The organism is Nitratireductor sp. L15S-10 (genome assembly GCF_045011005.1).
GTDB lineage: Bacteria > Pseudomonadota > Alphaproteobacteria > Rhizobiales > Rhizobiaceae > Nitratireductor.
The window spans coordinates 1,656,227-1,676,967 of sequence record NZ_CP120674.1; the positions used below are offsets into that span (position 1 = coordinate 1,656,227).

Here is a 20,741-nt window from a genome sequence, read left to right on the forward strand (position 1 = left end):
GACCTCGTGATCTGGCAGCCTATCGGTGTTCTTCCTCGCTCATATCCACGAGCGCGCGGTTGAAGAAGCGCAGGGCACGGACATGGCTGGCGAAGGCGATGATCTTGCTCGGATCTTTCAGATCGACCACCGGCAGGCGGTCGTGCCCGCCCTTGTCGAATGCGCGCAACGAAGCTTCCAGCGTATCGGTCGGTTTGAGTGAAGGGGCACCAGTTTCGGTGTCATAGGTGACCGGCTCGTCCTCATCATCCAGCGGCTCCATGAAATCCATGACGCGAATGGACTGGCCGAGGGCCCGGTGAGGGCCTTCGACGAGGAAAAGACCGCGCATCTCGAGCTGCCACTGGAACCAGGAATGGCCGTGAATGGTCTGGGTGATGCCGTGAGCCACTGCAACGGTCAGCAAAAGCGCGATTGAGAGTTCATAGCCGCCGGTCAGTTCGAACACGATGACGGTTGTGGAGATGGGCGCGCCGAGAACAGCGCCGGCGACGGCTCCCATGCCCAGGATGGCGTAGAGCCCTTCGCTCGAGGCCATGGTGGGAAAAGCCGATGCGGCAATGATCCCGAACGCGCCGCCGGTGAGCGCGCCGAGAAAAAGGGCAGGCGAGAAGATGCCGCCACCAAAGCGCATGGCGAGCGTTATGGACGTCGCGGCCGTTTTGACAACGATCAGCGCCAGCATGGTCATGAGCGGCAGACGGTTCCACAGAGCCATGTCGGTAACTTCGTAGCCCACGCCCAGCACATGCGGGAAGATGACGGCGATGCCCCCGACAATCAGACCGCCGACAAGGGGACGCGTCCAGAGCGGGATACGGATCCCACGAGCCGCATAATCCGAGACGAAGAGCGAGAACTGAAAGAGGATCGCCACCACGGCAGCCGTGACTCCCAGAAGGGCGAAGGCCGGGAATTCCCAGAATGAGGTGATCTGGTGTGTGGGGACCAGGAACGCGGCGGCGCTCCCGAACCAAAGCCGGGATGCCACCGCGCCAGCAGCTGACGCGATGACGATGGGGACGAAGGAGCGCATTGCGTAATGGCCGAGGATGACCTCATGGGCAAAAAGAACACCGGCAATGGGGGCGTTGAAGGAGGCGGAAATCGCGCTGGCAACACCTGCACCCAAGAGGGTGCGCCGGCACCATTCGGGAAGACTGGCGCGCCATGCAATCGCTGTTGCCAGAACGGCGCCCAGATGGACCACAGGGCCCTCGCGTCCTGCGCTTGCGCCTGAGCCGAGTGACAGTGCGGTGACGAAAGCGGAAAGCAGGCCCTCACGAAATCTCAGTTTGCGCCCTGACAAGGCACGGGCTTCGATCACATCGGCCACGGCGCCGGTGCGCCGCGCTTCAAGGCGTGTGAGGAGAATGCCGACCAGGAGACCACCGACAACTGGACCTGCCATGATCCAGTACCAGGGCAGGGAGAGGGCCGCTGTAAACACGCGTTCAGAGCTGGTGCCGAGCCAGAAGAGCTGGAAGAAGCCGATCAGCTCGCGGAAGGCAATGGCCGCGACCGCCACTGCAAGGCCGAGAAACAGCGACAGGAGCCAAACGAGTGGCAGCCGCGCCTCGAGGAAGGCGCTGATATTCGGCTCGATCCACGTTCGCAGAATCTGTGGCAGGCGCTGTATCAGCTTGAGAAGAGGCATGCGAAACCCTAGCGCGTCCGGCGGCGGATGGCGATGGAGCGGCCGGCCTGTTCCGGTTGCGGGAGCGATTTGTGCATCGCGTACATCGTTTCGATGCGGCCAAGCACATCTGCGGGAAAGGGCGTGACCTTCGGGCCTGACATATCGATGTGCAGCGTCAGCGTCTCGCAGGTGGCCGCCAGCCAGCCTTCCTCCGCATGGCGCAGCTCCTGATAGGAATGAAGGCGCTTTTCGTCATGATCAAGCAGCTGATAGGTGCCACGAACCTTGTCTTCAAGATGAAGTTCGCGCAGGTAGCAAAGGTGGATTTCTGCCGTGTAGGTGGTCAGGCGCCGCTCTGCCGCATAGCGCGCACCCATTCCAAACCCCTCAGACACTTCTTCATAGGCGCGGTCGAAAAGAACCGTGTAATAGGCCATGTTCAGATGACCGTTGAAGTCGATCCAGTCCTTCTGCAGCTCGAAGACAGATGAACAATGAGGTGCTTCGTCTGGCATTGTGTTTCTCTATCCCTGGTCTGCGGACTATGTTCGACTTGCATCAGATTCGGATAGAAACGAAAACGATCCTGTGCGGCAAGGGTTGGACCACCTGATTGGAGAAGCTGAATGGCGCTTGCGGAACTGGAACAGGTAGCAAGGAACGAAGAAGGTGTTCGGCTTGTGCTGAACCTTTTGCGTCAGCGTTACGGGGAGCGACTTGCTACCGGACATTCGGTTCGCGAGCAGCATGCCCATTCCACCAGTTATATTCCTCCGCAGCTGCCGGATGCGGTGTTCGCGCCGCATACTGTCGAGGAGGTTCAGGATGTGGTGCGCATGTGCGCAGAGCATCGTGTGCCCGTCATCCCTTTCGGAACCGGGTCTTCCCTGGAGGGACATGTGAATGCGCCAGGTGGCGGGATCTCGCTGGACCTGATGAACATGAACCGCATCCTGTCGGTCAATACCGAAGATCTGGATTGCACGGTGGAACCCGGCGTGACCCGCGAGGATCTCAACCACTATCTGCGCGATACGGGCCTGTTTTTTCCGATCGACCCCGGCGCCAATGCAAGCCTGGGAGGCATGGCCTCAACGCGGGCCTCGGGCACCAATGCGGTGCGCTACGGCACGATGCGCGACAATGTGGTGAACCTGCAGGCCGTGATGCCGGATGGACGGCTGATCACCACGGCGCGGCGCGCACGCAAGACATCCGCCGGCTACGATCTCACGCGGCTTCTGATCGGTGCCGAGGGCACGCTGGGCATCATCACCGCGTTGACGTTGAAGCTTTATGGCATTCCCCAGGCCATCTCGGGTGGCGTATGTCCGTTCCCTGACGTGGAGTCGGCGTGCCAGGCGGTGATCACGACGATCCAGATGGGTGTGCCGGTGGCGCGTATCGAGTTCGTCAATGCACTCGCGATGAAGGCGATCAACGCCTATTCCGATCTGAATTACCCTGAAAGCCCGTGTCTGTTTGTCGAGTTTCACGGGAGTGATGCCGGCGTAAAGGAGCAGGCTGAAACCTTTGGCGAAATCGCGGAAGAGTTCGGTGGCGGCCCATTTCAGTGGACGAGTGTCGCGGAGGAGCGCACCAAGCTGTGGAAGGCACGCCACAACGCCTATTGGGCGAGCGTGGCGCTGCGACCAGGAACGCGCGGCATCTCGACCGATGTCTGCGTTCCCATCTCCAGGCTGGCCGAGTGCATTCTGGAAACCGAGGCGGATATCGAGGAGCAGGGGCTTATGGCCACGGTGCTCGGCCATGTGGGCGACGGCAATTTTCATGTGCTCGTCCTGATGGACATGGAGGATCCGAAGGAAATCGAGCAGGCAGAAGCTTTTGTCGCGCGCCTCAACAAGAGGGCACTTGCCATGGATGGCACCTGCACGGGTGAACACGGGATCGGGCAGGGCAAGATGCGCTTCCTGGAAGAAGAGCTCGGCGAAGCGGTGGACGTGATGCGGGCGGTCAAACAGGCTATCGATCCGCTCAACATCATGAACCCGGGCAAGATCGTCGGATCCAGACGGCTATAAGCAACACCTTATGCAACCATGTGAGCCACAGCCTGTTTAATGCCGTCGAAAACACGCCGGAGCGTTTGCGCTTTTCGCTGAAACGTCAGACGCTCTAACTTGTTGTTTTTACGCAATTCCATCCGGAAAGCGGTTTCCACTTTGCCTGGAATTGCACTAGTGTAGGCCAACAGCGTTTGAACCAGGGAGAGCGATCTGGCCCGGCTGTTTGTATTCTTCGGTGGACTTGTGGTGCTGGCGCTCACCTCGGCGCTCATTGCCCCCTATTTCATCGACTGGAACCACTACCGTTCCGCATTTGAGCGGGAAGCGGGGCGCGTGCTTGGCCGCGATGTGCGGGTGGAGGGCACTGCGCGGGCACGGCTTTTGCCATTTCCCTCGCTGACCTTCACCGATGTGGTTGTGGCCGGCGAAACGCCGGATGCACCGGGCATGACGGTGGATGAATTCTCCATGCATGCCGAGCTTGCTCCGTTTTTGCGCGGCGAGGTGCTGATTTTCGACATGCAGCTCACGCGGCCAAAGGCGCGTATTGCTGTGGCTGCAGATGGTGGCATCGACTGGGCCGTGCGTCCTTCCGGCCCCTTCGACCCGCGGCAGGTAACGCTTGAAAGCGTCAGCATTGTCGATGGCTCGGTGACGCTTCGCCATGCAGCTAGTGGGCAGACTCATCAGGTGTCCGATATCGATGCGGAGCTTTCCGCTCGCAGCCTGGCAGGACCCTGGCGGATTGGCGGATCGCTCGCTTTCGATGGTTTGCCGATGCAGGTTTCCGTTTCGACCGGTACGCTTGGGGATGATGGGCGGATGCGGTTGCGGATCGACGCGTTGCCTGACGATCTTCCCGTCAGGCTTGCCATGGATGGCCAGGCTCGTATCGAAGACGAAGCCGCCTACTATGACGGCACTTTTACTTTGAACACCTATAGCCAGGAGGCGATGGCCGCGCTGCGCGAGGAGGACGGGCGCGCTCCGGCGCTCACCACGGCGGCGGCGAGCAACCGACTGACCGGCAGCTTCGACCTCAGGCACGATCGGCTTTTGGTGGACGCGTTTCGCTTCGAGACGGGACCGGTTGATGCTCCCTATAGTGCCGAGGGCAGGGCGCGCATCGAGTTTGGCGGCGCTCCGCGTTTTCTGGTCGAGGCGGACGGAGCCCAGCTTCGTTTCGAAGCGGAGGATGGAGAAAGCGGCTCTATTGCCGGACTGGACCTCAATGCGCGTTTCAACGCGTTTTCGGCTCTTATGCGGGCTCTGCCGGCACCGGGCATCCCCGGTGAGATCGCAATCAATCTGCCGGCCATTGTGGCTGGCGATACGACGATCCGGAATATCGAACTGCGTGCGCAGCCGGCGGACCGCGGCTGGTCTATCGGCTCGGTGGCTGCGACCCTGCCCGGTCGGACGCGGCTGGAAGCCAGCGGTCTGTTGACGACGCGCGACGCCCTCGCGTTCAAGGGGCGCATGCTGCTTGCGATCGCGCAGCCATCGGGTTTTGCTGCATGGATTTCGCGCGATGTGGATGATGCCATCCGGCGCCTCTCTTCGGCTGGCTTCAGCGCCGATGTGGACCTCTCGCAGCGTGCACAGACCTTCGAAACGCTGGAACTCATCCTGGGCGGCGCACGCTTCAATGGCCGCGTTGAACGGCAGGCGCCGGACGATGCCAAACCCTCTCTGGACATTGCGCTCGAGGGGGAGGCACTCGATCTCGACGGTATTCGTGCTTTTGTCTCGCTTTTCGTGAATGATGCCGGTGTGAACAGACTTTCCGGCCATGATGTGGATCTCGCCGTCAAGGCGGGGCCTGTCGCTGCCGGGGGTGTTGTGGCGGAAACGGTTGATACCGCGCTGCGTCTGCGCGCGGGCGTGCTTGAGATCGACAGGCTGACACTGGGTGGGCTTGCAGGCGCACAAATCAGCGCCACGGGGCAGCTCCGCGATTTCTCCACCGCGCTGACGGGCCAGATTGATGCAACCATCCTGTCGACCGATCTCGCCGACCTTGCCATGATGGCGGCTGGCCGTTTTCCGCAAAATCGTGCTCTGGAGGCCATTGCCCACCGGGTTAAGGCTTTCCCCGGCCTGCTTGAGAACGCGGAAATCAATCTCGTGGCCAGCGCTGCCGACAACGGGGATGGCACGGTGGGGCTTGCGGTGAGCGCGGAAGGGGAGGCCGGTGGCACTGATCTCAGCTTTTCGCTCTCCGATCGCAGTCCCCGGGACGATCCGCTGCAGGGGAATTTCAAGCTTTCGGTGACGGCCAGAAATGACGATGCTGCGGTGCTCTATGGCCTTGCGGGCCTGCCGGCGCTTCCGCTCGGGCTGGTCGGAGATGCCAAGCTCGAACTCACGGCTGCGGGCTCGCTGGCAGACGGGGTCAGCACACAGGTCTCCGTCACGGGCGAGGGCTTTACTGCGAGTTTCGACGGAGGGCTGGCCAATGCCCTTTCGACCCCGGCTCTTGCCGGGAAGGTGCGGATCGAAAGCGATGATGTCGAGCCATGGCTTGCCGTTGGCGGCGTCGTATTGCCGGGCTTCGGACTTGGATTGCCGGTTGAGCTGGAAGCCGGGCTCGAGTGGAGCGAGGAGGTTGTCGTGCTCTCGGGGCTTTCCGGCGTGGTGGCCGGAACTGACCTGAGTGGCGATTTCAACATCCTGCGCGATGGCGGCAAACCGCGTATCGACGGCGCGCTTCGCCTGGCGCGTTTCGACCTTGCGCCGGCGGCGGAGCTCGTTCTGGGGCCGGATGTGTTGTCGGGGGAGGAGAGCGGGGCCTGGCCCGAAGAACCGTTCAGCGGTGACGTCGATTTGCCGTTTGCAGTCGATCTCGACGTTCAGACGGATGTGCTCTGGGCCGGTTTTTTCCCGGCTGGACAGGCGGCCAGCCTGAAGCTGAAGCTCGACGATGAGGGGCTGACGGTTTCCGATCTGAAGGCGGCGGCTTTTGACGGTTCGATCGAGGGGTTTGCAACGCTCAAAAACAATGCCGGAACAGGCTTGCTCACGGCGCAAATCGGATTGAAAGATACGGCGCTGGAAGCGCTTATGCCGCAGGGGAGCCTTGAAGGACGCCTGAGTGGCCATGCGAGCGTGACCGCCAGCGGCAAGACGGTGAACGGCATGGCCTCGGCTCTGACCGGGTCCGGCTCGGTCACCGTGAACGATTTGAGCATCCGAGATATCAACCCGAAGGCGCTGCCGCTGATTCTTGAGAAAGCGGATGCGCTGGGCAATGAGATCGATGTCGCACAAACCGAGATTTTCGCGCCCCCCATCATCCGCAATGGCACGTTTCAGGTGGGGAGCACAGAGTTCGCCTTTACCGTTGCCGGTGGCGTTGTTCGTACACCACCGATGCGGCTTGAGGCAGAGGGAGCCATCTTGACCACGACCGCGTCGGCCGATCTGCAGCGTATGACGGTCGAGACGACCGGGGCACTGGTCTTCGATCCCGGTCTCGAAGCCGTTGTGGGGGCGGAGCCTCGTGTGGATCTGGCCGCGTCGGGCCCGTTCGGCGATGTAGGGCTTTCGCTTTCGGCCGGTCCGCTCGCGCAGTTCTTGACCCAGCGGGCGCTGGAACGTGAACAGGTGCGGGTCGAGCGCATGCAGTCTGTGCTACTTGAAAAGCAGAGATTGCGCCGGGAGGCACGCTATTTCGCGGCACTCCAGTCCGAGCGCGAGCGGGCAGAAGCAGAGCGCCAGAGACTGGAGCGCGAACTTCGCCAGAAGCGCGAGGCGGAGGAAGCGGCACGTCGACAGGCGCAGCGAGAGGCCGAAGCCGCGCGCCGGGCCCGGGAGGCGGCGCGGGCAGCCGAAGCGCGCAAGCGCCAGCAGCAAAGTGTCCCCCGGGGACGCACCACACCCTCAGAAGTCGAGCGAGCGCCGCTGGAGGCTCCGGAAGGCGCGAACTCACCTGATGCGGTTTCAGAGTTTTTTCGCTCGAAGAACCTTTCACCCCAAAGACTGCGCGAACTTCTGGGCTCAGACGGGGGGTGAACTGACGGTCAGGAGCGGGGGAGCGTCCGGGTCTTCAGATCCTGAAGGACATAGAGCCGCAATTGGGAAGAGAGATTGTTTTCGTCTTCACGACCGGCGTCTATCTCAGCAATGAGCGCTGCCAACGAGATGTTTCTGCGGTGGGCGATGCTCTCCAGCTCGGCGAGGAACGGCTCTTCCAAAGATACGCTTGTCCGATGGCCACGAATGCTGACCGAACGCTTGGCGATCCGGCTCATCTGGGAGCTTCGTCCCGGTTCTCTTCGCGTTTGTGCCCTTCGAGCCGGGCTACCGAACGGGCCTTTGCGTTCTCTTGCCGGGTGCGTTCGGCTTTGGTGCGACCGTGAAGAACACGGTTTTCTGTGGCTCGCTGCTCTTTCTCTTCGCGGGCGCGGCGCTTGCGCCGCTGCCTGAGATTGATCAGTTCGCCCATCGTCACTTCTTTCGGAATGCGTCGAGAGAGACGACGTCGGCCCCCTTGCCTTCAGTCCCTTTGCCTTCGGATGCGGGAGCTTCTTCCTTTGCGGAGTCGTTTTCAGTCTCCGCCTTTTCCTTCCTGGCCTTTTTGGCGGGCTTCTTCCTGGCAGCAGGCTTTTGCGGTTCGTCTGCTGCTTCGGGATAGACCTCGGTGATATCCGCGGACTGCTCGCCTTGCTCCGGCTTGACGTCGAACTCCAGCTCGAAATTGACCGAAGGATCGTAGAAACCGCGGACGGCGGAGAAGGGCACGCTCAGCATTTCGGGAACGTCGGCAAAGGACAAACCGACCTCAAAGCCAGTCTCACTCACTTTCAGATCCCAGTACTGATACTGCAATACGATTGTCATCTGCTCGGGATAACGCTCACGGAGCCGTGAGGAGACGCGGACGCCCGGAGCGTTGGTCAGGAAGGTGATGAAGAAGTGGTGCTCACCGGGAAGCCCGGTGCGCGCAACCTCTGCCAGAACCTTGCGCATAACGCCACGCAGGGCGTCCTGAGCGAGAATATCGTATCTTATGCGGTCTTCGGCCATCAACGGGAACCGGTTTGTGAATCTTCGCCCTACCTCTAATCAAGGACAGTGCTCAGGTAAACCGGCAAAAGGAGAGTTCCGCAGCGTCAGGCACGCAAAGCCCGCTCGCCGCGCGCCATTTCCTGGCTGTCCGACCGGTTTCTGCCATAGGCGCGCAGGAAGGTCCTGACCGCGCAGGCGGCTGTTTCCTGTAGTCGGCTGCTCTCCAGCTTCTCGCCAAAAAGAGCGGGGATCTGCAGTTCGGTGTTCACGAGGGCGAGGAATTGACGCGCCGCGATGTCAGGGTCGTCCAGATCGAGGTGTCCGGCATAGGCAAGACGGGCGAAGCGGGCAGCGAGCGCTGACCACACCTTGCCCGGACCGTCCGTGCGCCAGCCTGCAAAGAGCTGAGGATGCCTCTCACCCTCACTTTGAATGAGTTTGCGAAGATACTTCCCGTCTTCGTCGCACAGACAGTTCCGTGTCAGGCGCACTGCAAAGGCGATGAGCTCGTTCTCGAGGTTTTCGGGTTGATCGGGAAAGGTTGCGAGCACTTCGAAGCTGCGGGCGTTGCAGCGCTGGGTGATCTCGGTGACGACGGCTGCGAACAGCTTATCCTTGTCGCCATAGTGATTGTAAACGGTTTGTCGCGAGACCGCGGCTTCGGCAGCGATCATGTCAATGTTCGCGCCCGAATAGCCTTCCCGGCAGAAAACACGCGCGCCCGCTTCGAGAATGGACAGCCGCTTGGCCGCATGTCCGCGTGTCGGGAGCCTGTCAGTAGCGTTGATCGCATCCATAAAAAACATATATGTGCGATTGACATATTAGACAAGGCTGTCCAAAAATATAGTCGCTACAGATCAGTTTTGCGGGCTGTGCCCTCCGGCAACCCTGTGCCGGGCCTCTCCCCAGTGTTTTGTCTTTAGTTTGACGCCGATCGTGGCGCCATCTTTTCTGAAAGTGAAAATCCATGACCACAAGATTTTTGCGCATTGCGCTGGTTCTTGGCCTTCTGACTGCCGTCGGTCCGTTCGCCATCGACATGTATCTGCCGGCGCTTCCCTCGATTGGCGCGGATCTCGATGCAGGCACCGTGCCGGTGCAAATGTCTCTTCTGGTGTTCTTTCTCTCGATGGGACTGGCCCAGATTATCGTTGGGCCGATTTCCGACATGGTGGGCCGCAAAGCGCCACTCTATGCGGGCCTGGTCGTTTTCATCATCGGTAGTATCGGATCGGCGCTGGCCAGCAACATCGAAATGCTGATCGCGTTTCGGTTTCTGCAGGGGCTCGGGGCTTCGGCCGGGATGGTCGTGCCGCGCGCTGTGGTACGCGATCTTCATACCGGCACGGAAGCGGCGCGGCTGATGTCGCTCCTGATGCTGGTCTTCTCCATTTCGCCCATTCTGGCTCCGCTGACGGGAAGCATGATCATCGCTTCTCTCGGCTGGCGGGCCGTGTTCTGGTCCGTAACCATCGCTGCGGTTCTTGGCCTTTTTCTTCTGGCAACGGCCCTCAAGGAAACCAGGCCCGCTGAGGAAAGGAAAGGCAGTTCACTGCGCACGGCGCTTGCCGGCTACCGTTTTCTTCTCGGGGACCGGAAGTTCATGGGCCTGACCTTCATCGGAGGGTTCGGCATTTCCAGTTTCTTCGTTTATCTGTCCAACTCCTCCTTTGTGCTGATAGACCATTACGGGTTGTCGCCGACGCTCTACAGTGTCTTCTTTTCCATGAATGCGGTGGCATTTTTCACCATGTCGCAGCTCACGGGGCGGCTGACGGAGCGATATGGTTTGCGTCGTGTCGTGCGGCTCGCCGTCGTTTCTTATGCGACGATGATCGTGGCCATGCTGGTCGTGATGGCATCCGGTCTGCAGTCGCTCTGGGTGCTGGCCTCATTCCTTTTCGTCGGCTACGGGTTTCTGGGGCTCGTCATTCCCACGACATCGGTTCTTGCGATGGATGATCACGGCACTATTGCCGGCACGGCCTCGGCACTGATGGGAACGCTGCATTTTGCCACCGGGGCTCTGGCGATGGCTGTTTCAGGCCTGTTCTTCGACGGAACACCGTTGCCGATGGTGACGAGCATTGCCGTGTGTGCCGTGCTTGCGCTTGCGTTGACGCATCTGACGCTGGGACGCGATCAACAGCCTGCGCGGGCTGCCGCCGAATGAGGTCGGATACGACTGGCAAGACTGGTTCTGGAGGGGCGCTGAGGCGCCCTTTCTTTTGCATGCGAACGGCTGACGCCTGCCGGAAAGGCGGAAACTGGCAAAACCAACAAAAGGAGGAGTGGAGGCTTCTGTTGCCAGGTGCCTCCGAACCCCGCCTGAAGGTGCGAACCCTCAGGAGTTTAAGTGAAGCTGTCGCACTGCATTAAGCAGCGAGACGTGCCTCCGCATAGTTGTCGTTTGCAACTACTGGTTTGACCCGATAACGGTGGTATCATGCCGAGCGAAAGTCCGATCTTTACACCCTCGTCGATCCTGTTTCGCCCCCATCAGAAGCCGTCAGCGGACGCATTGTCTTCGACGGTTTGTGGTGGAGGCGCCGGGCACTGCCCCCGGGTCCGAATGGTTTATTACACCGGCAGTTTATCGCCATAGTCGGTCGAGCCGACGGTGCGAATATAGTGAGGCCGCCGGAGCAAGAAAAGGGGGATTCTGGCGAAAAGTCTTTTCGGCATTGACTTGACGTCATGCTTTGCGGAATGTCTGCAACGGTGTGGGAAGAACTTTGGCAAACGTTGAGGTTGCGTTGTTGGCCGGATCGTGTCGAAGGGGCCCACGATTTGAAACGAGGGAAAAATCATGGCCGATTATCTCGCGGATGTCCGCAAATATGATGCAACCGCTGACGAAGACGTCGTCAAGAAGATCGTGAAGCATCTTGGCATCGCGTTGCGCAACCGGGACTCGTCGCTGGTCTCCTGCAGCGATTCCAGCGAACTTGATCGCGTGCGCGAGAGCTGGTGCATGAAGAAGCTCGGCGAAACCGATGGCGCAAAATGCGATTCCATCATTGAAAAGGTCTGCGAGACGATGTCCGGCGACAATTCGAAAAGCCGCGTGACGTTTTACTATCTCGTCGCGAAGCATCTGGGCAAGCTTTCCAGCCTCTGAACCGCCACGCGACCTGACCTTCAAGCGCCTCCTCCCTGTCGGTGGGGGCGTTTTCATGCGCGCGTGTGGACGAGACCGATATTCGCAGGGCCCGCACTTTTCGTGCCGGTCAGCTGCTTTATGATGCGGCGATAACGCCAGCCCGAATCGGACCGCCATGCGCCAGTATCTCGATCTTCTTTCCCATGTCCTCGAAAACGGTGTCGACCGCGACGATCGTACGGGAACGGGTACGCGCGGCGTTTTCGGCTATCAGATGCGCTTCAATCTGGAGGAGGGGTTTCCGGTTCTCACCACGAAGAAGCTGCACCTGCGCTCCATCATTCACGAATTGCTGTGGTTTCTGAAGGGCGATACGAACATCGCCTATCTCAAGGACAATGGGGTTTCGATCTGGGACGAGTGGGCGGATGAGAATGGCGACCTCGGCCCCGTCTATGGGGCCCAATGGCGTTCGTGGCCTGCTCCGGACGGTGGGCAGATCGATCAGATCGCGAATCTTCTTAAAGGTTTGCGTGACAATCCTCATTCGCGCCGGCATGTGGTTTCGGCCTGGAACCCGGCTGAGGTCGATTCCATGGCGCTGCCGCCGTGCCACTGCCTTTTCCAGTTTCATGTGGCTGACGGGCGGCTCTCCTGCCAGCTTTACCAGCGGTCGGCCGATATCTTTCTCGGTGTGCCCTTCAACATCGCTTCCTATGCGCTTCTGACGATGATGGTGGCGCAGGTGACGGGGCTGCGCGCCGGTGATTTCGTGCATACGCTGGGCGATGCACATCTTTATTCCAACCATTTCGAACAGGCGCGCGAGCAACTGACACGGACGCCCAAGCCGCTGCCGACCATGTGGATCAACCCGGACGTAACCGATCTCTTCGCCTTCCGGTTCGAGGATTTCCGGCTCGATGGCTATGTGGCCGATCCGACGATCCGCGCACCGATTGCGGTATGACCGGGGAGGGGATGATGAGTGTCGAACTGGTCGTTGCAATGGCGCAGAACGGGGTCATCGGGCGCGACGGTGATCTGCCGTGGCGACTTTCGACCGATCTAAAGCGTTTCAAGGCCGTTACCATGGGAAAGCCCGTAATCATGGGGCGCAAGACCTGGGAAAGCATCGGCAAGCCACTGCCGGGGCGGCGCAACATCGTCGTCACACGGCAGGCGGACTATTTGGCCGAAGGGGCTGAATGCGTGTCTTCCCTGGAAGTGGGGCTTGCGCTGGCAGCCGCGGATGACCCCGGCCAGGATGTCTGCGTGATTGGGGGCGGACAGATTTACCGGGAAGCGATCGACAAGGCCGACCGCCTGCATGTCACTCATGTGCACGCGGAGATCGACGGCGACACGGTGTTCCCGGAAATCGACCCGGAAATATGGGAAGAGTTGACCCGCCTGGAGGTGCCCGCCGGCGAAAAGGACGTTTACGCCACCTCCTATGTGGTCTACCAACGACGGTGACGAGGCAGGGCAGGGCTCTCTAATCGCTGAAAAGAGCGGAAAACGCGGCGGGCTGCCGCGTTGAAAGAGGATTTGCCGCTACCTATAACTGACCGGATGGGAGAGCTGTCCTCGACGGACGGAACCCGGATCGAGAAAAGGAACAAGAATGCCCTGGAACAATCAAAGTGGCGGAGGCGGCCCTTGGGGCGGCGGCAATAACGGAGGCCCCTGGGATCAGGGGCCGCGTGGGCCGAGTGGACCGCAGGGATCTCCGCCGGATCTGGAAGAGATCATCAAGCGAGGCCAGGACAGGCTGAAAAGCGCGCTGCCCGGTGGCGGCGGTGTCAGCCCGGCGATGATCGGCCTGGTGCTTCTGGCGCTTGCCGGCCTGTGGCTGTTCAAATCCGTCTACACCGTGCAGCCGGACGAACTGGCCGTGGAGCTGCGTTTCGGCAAGCCGAAACCCGAACTTTCAGAGCCGGGACTGCACTTCCATTGGTGGCCCATCGAGACTGTCGAGAAAGCTTCCGTTGCCGAACGGCTGGTGGATATCGGCCAGACCAGGGGCGGGGCTTCAAGCGGGCTCATGCTTTCCGGCGACCAGAACATCGTTGATGTGAAATTCTCCGTTGCCTATCAGGTTGCCGACCCTGCTGCCTATCTCTTCAACGTGGCCAATCCCGACGAGACGTTGCGCCAGGTCGCCGAAAGCGCCATGCGTGAGGTTGTCGGCCGGCGCCCGGCACAGGACATCTTCCGTGACGACCGCCAGGGCATAGCCGAGGATGTTCGGGTGACCATCCAGACCGCGCTCGACGAATACGGGACGGGACTGACGGTCAACGCACTTTCGATCGAGGACGCTGCGCCGCCGCGCGAGGTGGCAGACGCGTTCGACGAGGTGCAGCGCGCCGAGCAGGACGAAGACCGTTTTGTCGAGGAATCGAACCAGTACTCCAACCAGAAACTGGGTCAGGCGCGTGGTGAAGCGGCGCAGATTCGCGAAGAGGCTGCCGCCTACAAAAACCGTGTCGTTCAGGAAGCCGAGGGTGAGGCGCAGCGCTTCATCTCCGTCTATGACGAATATGCCAAGGCTCCCGAGGTGACGCGCAAACGCCTCTTCCTGGAGACCATGGAAGGCGTGCTGCGTGGTTCGAACAAGGTGATCGTCGAGCAGAATGGCGGCCAGGGCGTCGTGCCTTACCTGCCTTTGCCCGAGCTTCGCCAGCAATCCCAGCAGCAGCCGCGTGGAACCGCGGGAGGGAGCAACTGATGTCCAACCGTCTTCCCATACTCGTCGTGATCGGCGCGGTCCTGCTGTTCCTGCTCTATTCGGCGATCTTCGTCGTCAACGAGCGTCAGCAGGCCATCGTTCTTCGTTTCGGTGAGATCGTCGATGTGAAGACCGAACCCGGTCTCTATTTCAAACTGCCTTTCGCGTTTGTCGAGGCAGACAATGTGCAGATCATCGAAGACCGGATTCTGCGCTTCGATCTCGATGATATCCGCGTGCAGGTTTCGGGCGGCAAGTTCTACGAAGTGGATGCGTTCATCGCCTATTCGATCAACGATCCCCGTCGTTTCCGTCAGGCTGTTTCGGGCAGTGTCACGCTGGCTGAACAGCGGCTGCGCACACGTCTCGACGCTGCGTTGCGCCGGGTTTACGGTCTGCGTGGCTTCGAAGCGGCACTTTCGGAAGAACGAGCGTCCATGATGCGCGAGGTGGCCGAGGAGCTGCGGCCTGCCGCCGCGTCTCTGGGGCTTGAGATAGAAGATGTTCGCATTCGTCGTACGGACCTGACGGCCGAGGTCTCACAGCAGACCTATGACCGCATGAAGGCCGAGCGTCTGGCGGAGGCCGAACGCCTGCGTGCCCGTGGCCGTGAGGCCGCCGCCCGCATCCGCGCCCGTGCCGACCGTGAGGTGGTCGAAATTCTGGCCGCCGCACAGCGTGAAGCCGAGATCCTGCGCGGTGAGGGCGAGGCGGAACGCAACGCCATCTTCGCCGGGGCATTTTCGCGGGATCAGGACTTCTTCGAGTTCTATCGCTCGATGAACGCCTATCAGCAGGCACTGGACCCCAACGGCACCACCATGCTTTTGTCGCCCGATTCGGAATTCTTCCGTTTCTTCAACGACTCCAGCGGTGGTGGAGCCCGTTCGTCAGCGCCGGCTGCTCAGGGCGCGACCACCGGCCAGTGACCGGCGGCTGACATGAGCGATTTCATTGCCGCCCTGGGCCTGGTTCTCGTTATCGAGGGTCTGGTCTACGGCGGCATGCCAAGGCTGGCCAGAAGGCTCGCCGAGCAGGTTCTCGAAATGCCGGACAGTGCGCTTCGCACGGCTGGCATCTCGGCCATGGTGCTCGGTGTGATGGTGATCTGGCTCATTCGAGGATGAAGCAATCTTGCGGCCCGCATGGAATTCCCGTGCGGGCCGCAAACGTGCCGTAATCAGGCTCAATCATGCAGATGTGAAACGCCTGTTAATGGAATTTGGTCAGTGTTGAGCCTAAAGTTCAACCAGGGGCCCTGTTTACCGTTCCAGCTACAGGCCGTTCCACCAAGCAAGCCATCTGGAGAAACGCTCTCAATGTTCCCGACGAAGATTTTACGCGCCACGCGGGTGGCACCAGTCGCCGCGCTGATCGCGCTGGGTGGTCTCAGCTCCGCTCCCGTGATCCTGGCTCAGGAAGCAAGGGCGGAAGGTCCGGCCTCGGTGGCGGACCTGGCCGAGCGGCTTGCCGGCGCGGTGGTCAACATCTCCACTTCGCGTTCCACGGACGGTGGCGCTTCGGGGCGGGTCCCTTTGCCAAAGCTGCCGGAAGGCTCTCCGCTGCAGGAGTTTTTTGACGACTTCTTCCAGGATGAGCCTGAACAGGAGCAGGGACCGCGGCAGGCGCAGTCTCTGGGCTCTGGCTTCGTGATCGACGCGGAAGAAGGCATTGTTGTCACCAACAACCACGTGATCTCCGGCGCAGACGAGATCGTCGTCAATTTCACTGACGGAGGTAAACTCGACGCGGAACTATTGGGCGTTGACACGAAGACGGATCTGGCTGTGCTCAAGATTGATCCCGGCCAACGCAAATTGCAGGACGTTCCGTTCGGGGATTCCGACAAGATGCGGATCGGCGACTGGGTGATGGCGATTGGTAATCCGTTCGGTCTTGGTGGAACGGTGACTGTCGGCATTGTCTCGGCGCGCAACCGCGAGATCGGCTCCGGTCCCTATGACGATTTCATCCAGACGGATGCGGCCATCAATCGTGGCAACTCCGGCGGGCCGCTGTTCAATATGGACGGTGAGGTGATCGGCATCAACACGGCCATCATTTCGCCAACCGGTGGCTCGATCGGCATCGGCTTTTCCATCCCCTCGGCGCTGGCCATCAAGGTGGTGGATCAGTTGCGTGAGTTCGGGGAGACGCGGCGCGGCTGGCTCGGTGTGCGTATTCAGGAAGTTACCGACGAGATCGCCGAAAGCCTGGGCATGGAAAAAGCCATGGGTGCGATGGTGAGTGGCGTCATCGAAGGTGGCCCAGTGGACGATGGCTCCATTCAACCCGGTGACGTGATCGTGGAGTTCGACGGAAAGGCTGTCGAGAATGTGCGCGAACTGCCGCGCGTCGTTGCCGAGAGCCCGGTTGGCAAGGAAGTGGACGTCGTCGTGGTCCGCAAGGGCGAGGAGCAAACCGTGCGGGTGACCCTCGGACGGCTTGAAGACGGCGAGAAACTGGCTTCTGCAGAGACAAGAACGAACAAGTCCGCTGGTGACAGCGAGGCTGTCTCCTCGGCGGCTGTTCTGGGAATGCACATGGCCACTCTGGATGACCAACTGCGAGAACAGTTTGAAATCTCCGCCGATGTCAGCGGTGTGGTGATCACCAAGGTGGATGAGAGCTCGCCGGCATCTACAAAAGGTGTGGCCGCGGGCGACGTCATCGTTGAGATCGCACAGGCTACGGTCTCAACACCCAAGGAAGCGCTGGACCGGCTTGAGGAGCTGAAAGGGCAGGGGCGCCGGAACGCACTGCTGATGCTGGCCTCGAAGAATGGTGAGCTTCGCTTTGTCACTTTGCGGATGGACTGACTTCATCCATATTCCGCCAAATCAAAACGGCTCGGTGGTGGTAACCACCGGGCTTTATCATTTTTGCGTGGCGCGCCAATCCGACCGCCGAAGTCGGTAAAGCACATGGGACTTCAGGTGCGGGTGGCTGTCTGGAACGCCGGGATGGTCAAAGTCGCCATTCGGGTCATGGTGCATGCCGATACGGCGCATGACGGCAGTGGAACGTTCATTGTCAACGACCGCAAAAGAGACGATTTCCTCAAACCCAAGCTTTTCAAAGCCGAAAGCGAGCCAGGCGCGAGCGGCCTCCGTGACGTAGCCTTTGCCCCAGAATTCCGGTGCCAGCCGCCAGCCGATTTCTATGGTTCCTTCCGGCAGGTTAGCTAGTCCCGACGGCCTATGGAGCCCCACAAAGCCGATCGGCTGGCCGGTCTCCTTCAGAACCGCAGCCGCGAAGCCGAAGCCGTTTTGCGCGATGCCATCACGAATTCGTTCCATGATGGCGTCCGCCTCCCGGCGGCTCCGGCGGAAAGGGAAATACTCCATGATCTCATCATCGGAATTGATACGATGAAAGAACGGACGATCTTCCTCGCACCAGTTGCGCAGAATCAGGCGCTCGGTCTTCAAAAGCGTCATTGGACGAATTCCGCTTCCCGGTAACCCTGCAGGAAGAGGAGTGCGGTGAGATCTCCGTGATCGATGCGCACACCGGCCTGAGCCGCAACGGCGGGCTTGGCGTGAAGCGCTACGCCGAGGCCGGCCCGTTCGATCATGTCGAGATCGTTGGCTCCATCGCCAACAGCCAGCACATCCTGCCGTGTGATGCCAAGTTGGGCGATGAGGCGATCAAGCGCTTCGGCCTTGGCGGCGCGGCCCAGAATGGGTTTTGCCACTTCGCCGCTGAGCTTCCCTTCATGGGTAAGGAGCCGATTCGCCTGCTGGGTATGAAAGCCGAGTTTTCCGCCGACGGGCCCCGTGAACTGCTCGAAGCCGCCCGACACCAGGGCCGTGAATGCTCCAGACGCCTTCATTGTGGCGACCAGAGTACGACCGCCGGAAGCGAGCGTGATGCGTTTTTCAATGACGCTGTCGATGACATCGAGGGGCAAGCCCCTGAGCAAAGCGACGCGTTCTTCAAGTGCGGGCTCAAATGCGATCTCGCCGTTCATGGCCCGACGGGTTATCTCTGCTACAGCTTGCTTTAGCCCGAGTTCGGCCGCCAGCTCATCGATGCATTCCTGATCAATCATGGTTGAATCCATGTCGGCGATCAGCATTTTCTTGCGGCGGTTCTGTGCTTCTTGCACCGCGATGTCTACTGGTATGCGGGCGAGGGTAACGCGCAGCTTGGCGTCTGCCTCTGCGGGCTCGACCCCGGGTTTGACAGCGATATCACAAGCGAGGTTTTCCCCCAGCCAGTCGATGGCGCTTGCATCGAGCGCCTTCATGGCCATAGTCGCAACGTCCGGCGTGAGCATACGTTTTTCCGGATGTGAGATGAGGGTTGCAACGAGGGACATGGGCGCTTTCCAGGAGCTTGAATGGCAGGCATGCTGAACGATGCGATCCTGATAGCCGGGCCAACGGCCAGCGGCAAGTCTGCGCTGGCGCTGCGTCTGGCCATGGAGGTTGGCGGTGCGATCATCAATGCCGACTCCATGCAGGTCTATGACGTGCTTCGCGTTCTTTCAGCGCGACCGGGGGCAGATGATCTGGCGAGGGTACCGCACCATCTTTATGGTCACGTACCACCTTCCGTCGCGTATTCTACCGGGGCATGGCTGGACGACGTGGCCGTACTCTTTGAAAAGGGCGTTTTGGGAGGTTGTCGCCCGATCTTTGTGGGCGGTACGGGGCTTTATTTTCATGCACTTCTCAATGGTATCGCACCCACGCCACCGGTGCCGGAAGCCGTGCGCTTTCATTGGCGGCAACGGCTTGCGGTTGAAGGACCGGAAGCGCTACACCGTCTCCTCTCGGAGCGCGATGCCACGGCTGCGGCTGCAATTGGGCCCACGGACGGGCAGCGCATCACGCGCGCCCTGGAGGTTCACGATGCCACGGGCAAGGCGCTAAGCGTCTGGCAGGGCGAAACAAGCACGCCATTGGTCAACCGGAAGAGCAGCACCTGTATCGTCCTTGAGCCGGAGCGCTCATTCATTGTCGACCGTATCGAGCGCCGTTTTGACAGTATGGTCGACGAGGGAGCGCTCGACGAAGTCAGGGCTCTCCTTGCACTTGATCTTGCCGCGTCCCTTCCGGCGATGAAGGCTATCGGGGTTCCAGAACTGGCTGCGTATTTGCGGCACGAGTGCACTCTGGACGAGGCCGTAACAAAAGCAAAAACTGCCACCCGGCGCTATTCCAAGAGACAGGCCACCTGGTTTCGCCACCAACTCGACGATCAGTGGTGGAGGCTGCCCATCAGCGCGCGCACAGAAACAACGGATGATCTTGTGATTTTCATCAAAAACAATCTCAAATAGGCGACATCCCGCCACTTCTACCTGTGGAGATTAACCTTGCGTAAGTAAGGCTGTGCGAGAACGGCTGAAAGGGTGTCGTTCGGGGCCAGCATGCGTTTCCACAAAGCGGAGTCGGCGTTTTTTGTATTCATTTCGCTCGTCCTTGGAGCGGGTGGGATGCTCGCCTATGCCTATTGGCTCCTGCGCTCCGATATCGCTACACTTCCTGCTCCCCGGGAGCCTGGGAGCTTTATCCAGCTTTTGTTCATTTCAGGTGTTCTGCTCGCCACAGCCACCCTCTTCGGTCTGTTCTTCATCTATCCGTTGATCCGCACCCAGGTGCAGGAGGAGGGGAAGTTACGGGCGATGACGGAAACACTCAGCGCACGATCAGAATCTCTCCAGCACGCCGCGCTGACAGACAGTCTTACTGGTATGCAAAACCGGCGCTTCTTCGATGATGCGTTGCGGGAATATCTCCAGGAGTTCCGCCGTATCGAGAAGCCTGTCGGCTTGATGGTGCTCGATCTCGACCACTTCAAACAGGTGAACGATACGCATGGTCACGATGTGGGGGACGAGGTGCTGCGCGCGGTGGCGCGTTGCCTGAAGGACCTCACACGTTATCACGATGTGGTGGCGCGCATGGGGGGCGAGGAATTCGCCATTGTTGCGCCGAACATGAACAACGAATCTCTAGTGAAACTCGCAGAGCGCATTCGCCGTGCGGTTGGCGCGCTTGTTATCGAAACCTCGAATGTGAACATTCGGGTGACGATAAGTGTCGGGTTGTCGATCTGGAACGGTCGGGAATCCGCCGAAGAGTTTTATCGCCGCGCCGACAAAATGCTCTATGAGGCCAAACGCCTGGGGCGCAATCGCGTTTGCGCCTGAGCTGCGGCGCTTTTCTTTCCTGTCAAGAAGAGCCGGTTCTTTCTGAAGAACCCGTCTGT

At 60.4% G+C, this 20,741-nt stretch carries 20 protein-coding genes and 1 other RNA gene; 12 read left to right on the plus strand and 9 right to left on the minus strand.

Annotated elements, in window-relative coordinates:
* Positions 1 to 19 precede the first annotated feature (19 nt).
* Entirely contained in the window at positions 20 to 1,657 is a 1,638-nt protein-coding gene (locus P2W41_RS07935) for a chloride channel protein (RefSeq protein ID WP_404934790.1), read from the minus strand.
* Positions 1,658 to 1,665: 8 nt separating this feature from the next.
* Complete coding sequence (locus P2W41_RS07940) at positions 1,666 to 2,154, minus strand: thioesterase family protein (protein ID WP_292896391.1); 489 nt, start codon at positions 2,152 to 2,154, stop codon at positions 1,666 to 1,668.
* 111 nt (positions 2,155 to 2,265) lie between these two features.
* Between P2W41_RS07940 and P2W41_RS07945 the strand changes: the two genes are divergently transcribed.
* Positions 2,266 to 3,684, plus strand: coding sequence for an FAD-binding oxidoreductase (locus P2W41_RS07945; RefSeq protein WP_292896389.1), 1,419 nt, complete (start codon positions 2,266 to 2,268; stop codon positions 3,682 to 3,684).
* A gap of 231 nt (positions 3,685 to 3,915) precedes the next feature.
* Positions 3,916 to 7,683 (plus strand): AsmA-like C-terminal region-containing protein, encoded by a 3,768-nt coding sequence (locus P2W41_RS07950; RefSeq protein ID WP_404934791.1) that lies wholly within the window; start codon positions 3,916 to 3,918, stop codon positions 7,681 to 7,683.
* An 8-nt stretch (positions 7,684 to 7,691) separates the two neighbouring features.
* Here the strand turns inward: P2W41_RS07950 and P2W41_RS07955 are convergent, their stop codons facing one another.
* The 4 genes from P2W41_RS07955 to P2W41_RS07970 all read right to left on the minus strand — a co-directional run bounded on the left by P2W41_RS07955 (position 7,692) and on the right by P2W41_RS07970 (position 9,485).
* On the minus strand, positions 7,692 to 7,922 hold the full coding sequence (locus P2W41_RS07955) for a ribbon-helix-helix domain-containing protein (protein WP_292896387.1): 231 nt from the start codon (positions 7,920 to 7,922) through the stop codon (positions 7,692 to 7,694).
* Positions 7,919 to 8,116 (minus strand): DUF4169 family protein, encoded by a 198-nt coding sequence (locus tag P2W41_RS07960; protein ID WP_292896385.1) that lies wholly within the window; start codon positions 8,114 to 8,116, stop codon positions 7,919 to 7,921. The genes P2W41_RS07955 and P2W41_RS07960 overlap by 4 nt, the downstream gene beginning before the upstream one ends.
* 2 nt (positions 8,117 to 8,118) lie before the next feature.
* Positions 8,119 to 8,697 carry an SspB family protein gene (locus P2W41_RS07965; RefSeq protein WP_292896383.1) on the minus strand — a complete coding sequence of 193 codons (579 nt, stop codon included), beginning with the start codon at positions 8,695 to 8,697 and terminating at the stop codon, positions 8,119 to 8,121.
* 86 nt (positions 8,698 to 8,783) lie between these two features.
* Positions 8,784 to 9,485 carry a TetR/AcrR family transcriptional regulator gene (locus P2W41_RS07970; RefSeq protein WP_292896381.1) on the minus strand — a complete coding sequence of 234 codons (702 nt, stop codon included), beginning with the start codon at positions 9,483 to 9,485 and terminating at the stop codon, positions 8,784 to 8,786.
* A 164-nt stretch (positions 9,486 to 9,649) separates the two neighbouring features.
* Between P2W41_RS07970 and P2W41_RS07975 the strand changes: the two genes are divergently transcribed.
* Positions 9,650 to 10,855: a multidrug effflux MFS transporter gene (locus P2W41_RS07975; protein WP_404934792.1), complete on the plus strand. Its 1,206-nt coding sequence runs from the start codon at positions 9,650 to 9,652 to the stop codon at positions 10,853 to 10,855.
* Between the two features lie 117 nt (positions 10,856 to 10,972).
* Here P2W41_RS07975 and ssrA read toward each other — a convergent pair.
* Positions 10,973 to 11,340, minus strand: a transfer-messenger RNA (tmRNA) gene (gene ssrA, locus P2W41_RS07980).
* 151 nt (positions 11,341 to 11,491) lie between these two features.
* Between ssrA and P2W41_RS07985 the strand changes: the two genes are divergently transcribed.
* From P2W41_RS07985 to P2W41_RS08015, 7 genes are all read left to right on the plus strand, one after another.
* On the plus strand, positions 11,492 to 11,803 hold the full coding sequence (locus P2W41_RS07985; protein WP_223021050.1) for a DUF2853 family protein: 312 nt from the start codon (positions 11,492 to 11,494) through the stop codon (positions 11,801 to 11,803).
* 157 nt (positions 11,804 to 11,960) lie between these two features.
* A complete protein-coding gene (locus tag P2W41_RS07990) occupies positions 11,961 to 12,755 on the plus strand; it encodes a thymidylate synthase (RefSeq protein WP_292896376.1) in 795 nt (264 codons plus the stop codon).
* A gap of 14 nt (positions 12,756 to 12,769) precedes the next feature.
* On the plus strand, positions 12,770 to 13,264 hold the full coding sequence (locus P2W41_RS07995) for a dihydrofolate reductase (protein WP_292896374.1): 495 nt from the start codon (positions 12,770 to 12,772) through the stop codon (positions 13,262 to 13,264).
* A gap of 148 nt (positions 13,265 to 13,412) precedes the next feature.
* Positions 13,413 to 14,519 carry an FtsH protease activity modulator HflK gene (gene hflK, locus P2W41_RS08000; protein WP_292896372.1) on the plus strand — a complete coding sequence of 369 codons (1,107 nt, stop codon included), beginning with the start codon at positions 13,413 to 13,415 and terminating at the stop codon, positions 14,517 to 14,519.
* Positions 14,519 to 15,448 carry a protease modulator HflC gene (gene hflC, locus P2W41_RS08005; RefSeq protein ID WP_292896370.1) on the plus strand — a complete coding sequence of 310 codons (930 nt, stop codon included), beginning with the start codon at positions 14,519 to 14,521 and terminating at the stop codon, positions 15,446 to 15,448. The genes hflK and hflC overlap by 1 nt, the downstream gene beginning before the upstream one ends.
* A gap of 12 nt (positions 15,449 to 15,460) precedes the next feature.
* Entirely contained in the window at positions 15,461 to 15,646 is a 186-nt protein-coding gene (locus P2W41_RS08010) for a DUF2065 family protein (protein WP_292896369.1), read from the plus strand.
* Between the two features lie 192 nt (positions 15,647 to 15,838).
* Positions 15,839 to 17,338, plus strand: a complete 1,500-nt coding sequence (locus P2W41_RS08015; RefSeq protein WP_404934793.1) for a DegQ family serine endoprotease — start codon at positions 15,839 to 15,841, stop codon at positions 17,336 to 17,338.
* 57 nt (positions 17,339 to 17,395) lie between these two features.
* On the opposite strand, the gene P2W41_RS08020 is transcribed toward P2W41_RS08015, so the two are convergent.
* Positions 17,396 to 17,959 carry a GNAT family N-acetyltransferase gene (locus P2W41_RS08020; RefSeq protein ID WP_404934795.1) on the minus strand — a complete coding sequence of 188 codons (564 nt, stop codon included), beginning with the start codon at positions 17,957 to 17,959 and terminating at the stop codon, positions 17,396 to 17,398.
* Positions 17,956 to 18,843, minus strand: a complete 888-nt coding sequence (gene serB / locus P2W41_RS08025; protein ID WP_404934796.1) for a phosphoserine phosphatase SerB — start codon at positions 18,841 to 18,843, stop codon at positions 17,956 to 17,958. The genes P2W41_RS08020 and serB overlap by 4 nt, the downstream gene beginning before the upstream one ends.
* A gap of 30 nt (positions 18,844 to 18,873) precedes the next feature.
* Between serB and miaA the strand changes: the two genes are divergently transcribed.
* Both miaA and P2W41_RS08035 read left to right on the plus strand, forming a co-directional pair.
* Positions 18,874 to 19,809, plus strand: a complete 936-nt coding sequence (miaA, locus tag P2W41_RS08030; protein WP_404934945.1) for a tRNA (adenosine(37)-N6)-dimethylallyltransferase MiaA — start codon at positions 18,874 to 18,876, stop codon at positions 19,807 to 19,809.
* Between the two features lie 90 nt (positions 19,810 to 19,899).
* A complete protein-coding gene (locus P2W41_RS08035) occupies positions 19,900 to 20,682 on the plus strand; it encodes a GGDEF domain-containing protein (RefSeq protein ID WP_292896361.1) in 783 nt (260 codons plus the stop codon).
* Positions 20,683 to 20,741 lie beyond the last annotated feature (59 nt).

Excerpts from the sequence above, each read along its gene's own strand:
- serB (WP_404934796.1), bottom strand. The coding sequence starts at position 18,843 with ATGTCCCTCGTTGCAACCCTCATCTCACATCCGGAAAAACGTATGCTC.
- P2W41_RS08015 (WP_404934793.1), top strand. The coding sequence starts at position 15,839 with ATGTTCCCGACGAAGATTTTACGCGCCACGCGGGTGGCACCAGTCGCC.
- P2W41_RS07945 (WP_292896389.1), top strand. The coding sequence starts at position 2,266 with ATGGCGCTTGCGGAACTGGAACAGGTAGCAAGGAACGAAGAAGGTGTT.
- P2W41_RS07970 (WP_292896381.1), bottom strand. The coding sequence starts at position 9,485 with ATGTTTTTTATGGATGCGATCAACGCTACTGACAGGCTCCCGACACGC.
- hflK (WP_292896372.1), top strand. The coding sequence starts at position 13,413 with ATGCCCTGGAACAATCAAAGTGGCGGAGGCGGCCCTTGGGGCGGCGGC.
- P2W41_RS08010 (WP_292896369.1), top strand. The coding sequence starts at position 15,461 with ATGAGCGATTTCATTGCCGCCCTGGGCCTGGTTCTCGTTATCGAGGGT.
- P2W41_RS07975 (WP_404934792.1), top strand. The coding sequence starts at position 9,650 with ATGACCACAAGATTTTTGCGCATTGCGCTGGTTCTTGGCCTTCTGACT.
- P2W41_RS07995 (WP_292896374.1), top strand. The coding sequence starts at position 12,770 with ATGAGTGTCGAACTGGTCGTTGCAATGGCGCAGAACGGGGTCATCGGG.
- P2W41_RS07985 (WP_223021050.1), top strand. The coding sequence starts at position 11,492 with ATGGCCGATTATCTCGCGGATGTCCGCAAATATGATGCAACCGCTGAC.
- P2W41_RS07955 (WP_292896387.1), bottom strand. The coding sequence starts at position 7,922 with ATGAGCCGGATCGCCAAGCGTTCGGTCAGCATTCGTGGCCATCGGACA.
- P2W41_RS07935 (WP_404934790.1), bottom strand. The coding sequence starts at position 1,657 with ATGCCTCTTCTCAAGCTGATACAGCGCCTGCCACAGATTCTGCGAACG.
- P2W41_RS07965 (WP_292896383.1), bottom strand. The coding sequence starts at position 8,697 with ATGGCCGAAGACCGCATAAGATACGATATTCTCGCTCAGGACGCCCTG.
- P2W41_RS08020 (WP_404934795.1), bottom strand. The coding sequence starts at position 17,959 with ATGACGCTTTTGAAGACCGAGCGCCTGATTCTGCGCAACTGGTGCGAG.
- miaA (WP_404934945.1), top strand. The coding sequence starts at position 18,874 with ATGCTGAACGATGCGATCCTGATAGCCGGGCCAACGGCCAGCGGCAAG.
- P2W41_RS07960 (WP_292896385.1), bottom strand. The coding sequence starts at position 8,116 with ATGGGCGAACTGATCAATCTCAGGCAGCGGCGCAAGCGCCGCGCCCGC.
- P2W41_RS08035 (WP_292896361.1), top strand. The coding sequence starts at position 19,900 with ATGCGTTTCCACAAAGCGGAGTCGGCGTTTTTTGTATTCATTTCGCTC.
- P2W41_RS07990 (WP_292896376.1), top strand. The coding sequence starts at position 11,961 with ATGCGCCAGTATCTCGATCTTCTTTCCCATGTCCTCGAAAACGGTGTC.
- hflC (WP_292896370.1), top strand. The coding sequence starts at position 14,519 with ATGTCCAACCGTCTTCCCATACTCGTCGTGATCGGCGCGGTCCTGCTG.
- P2W41_RS07940 (WP_292896391.1), bottom strand. The coding sequence starts at position 2,154 with ATGCCAGACGAAGCACCTCATTGTTCATCTGTCTTCGAGCTGCAGAAG.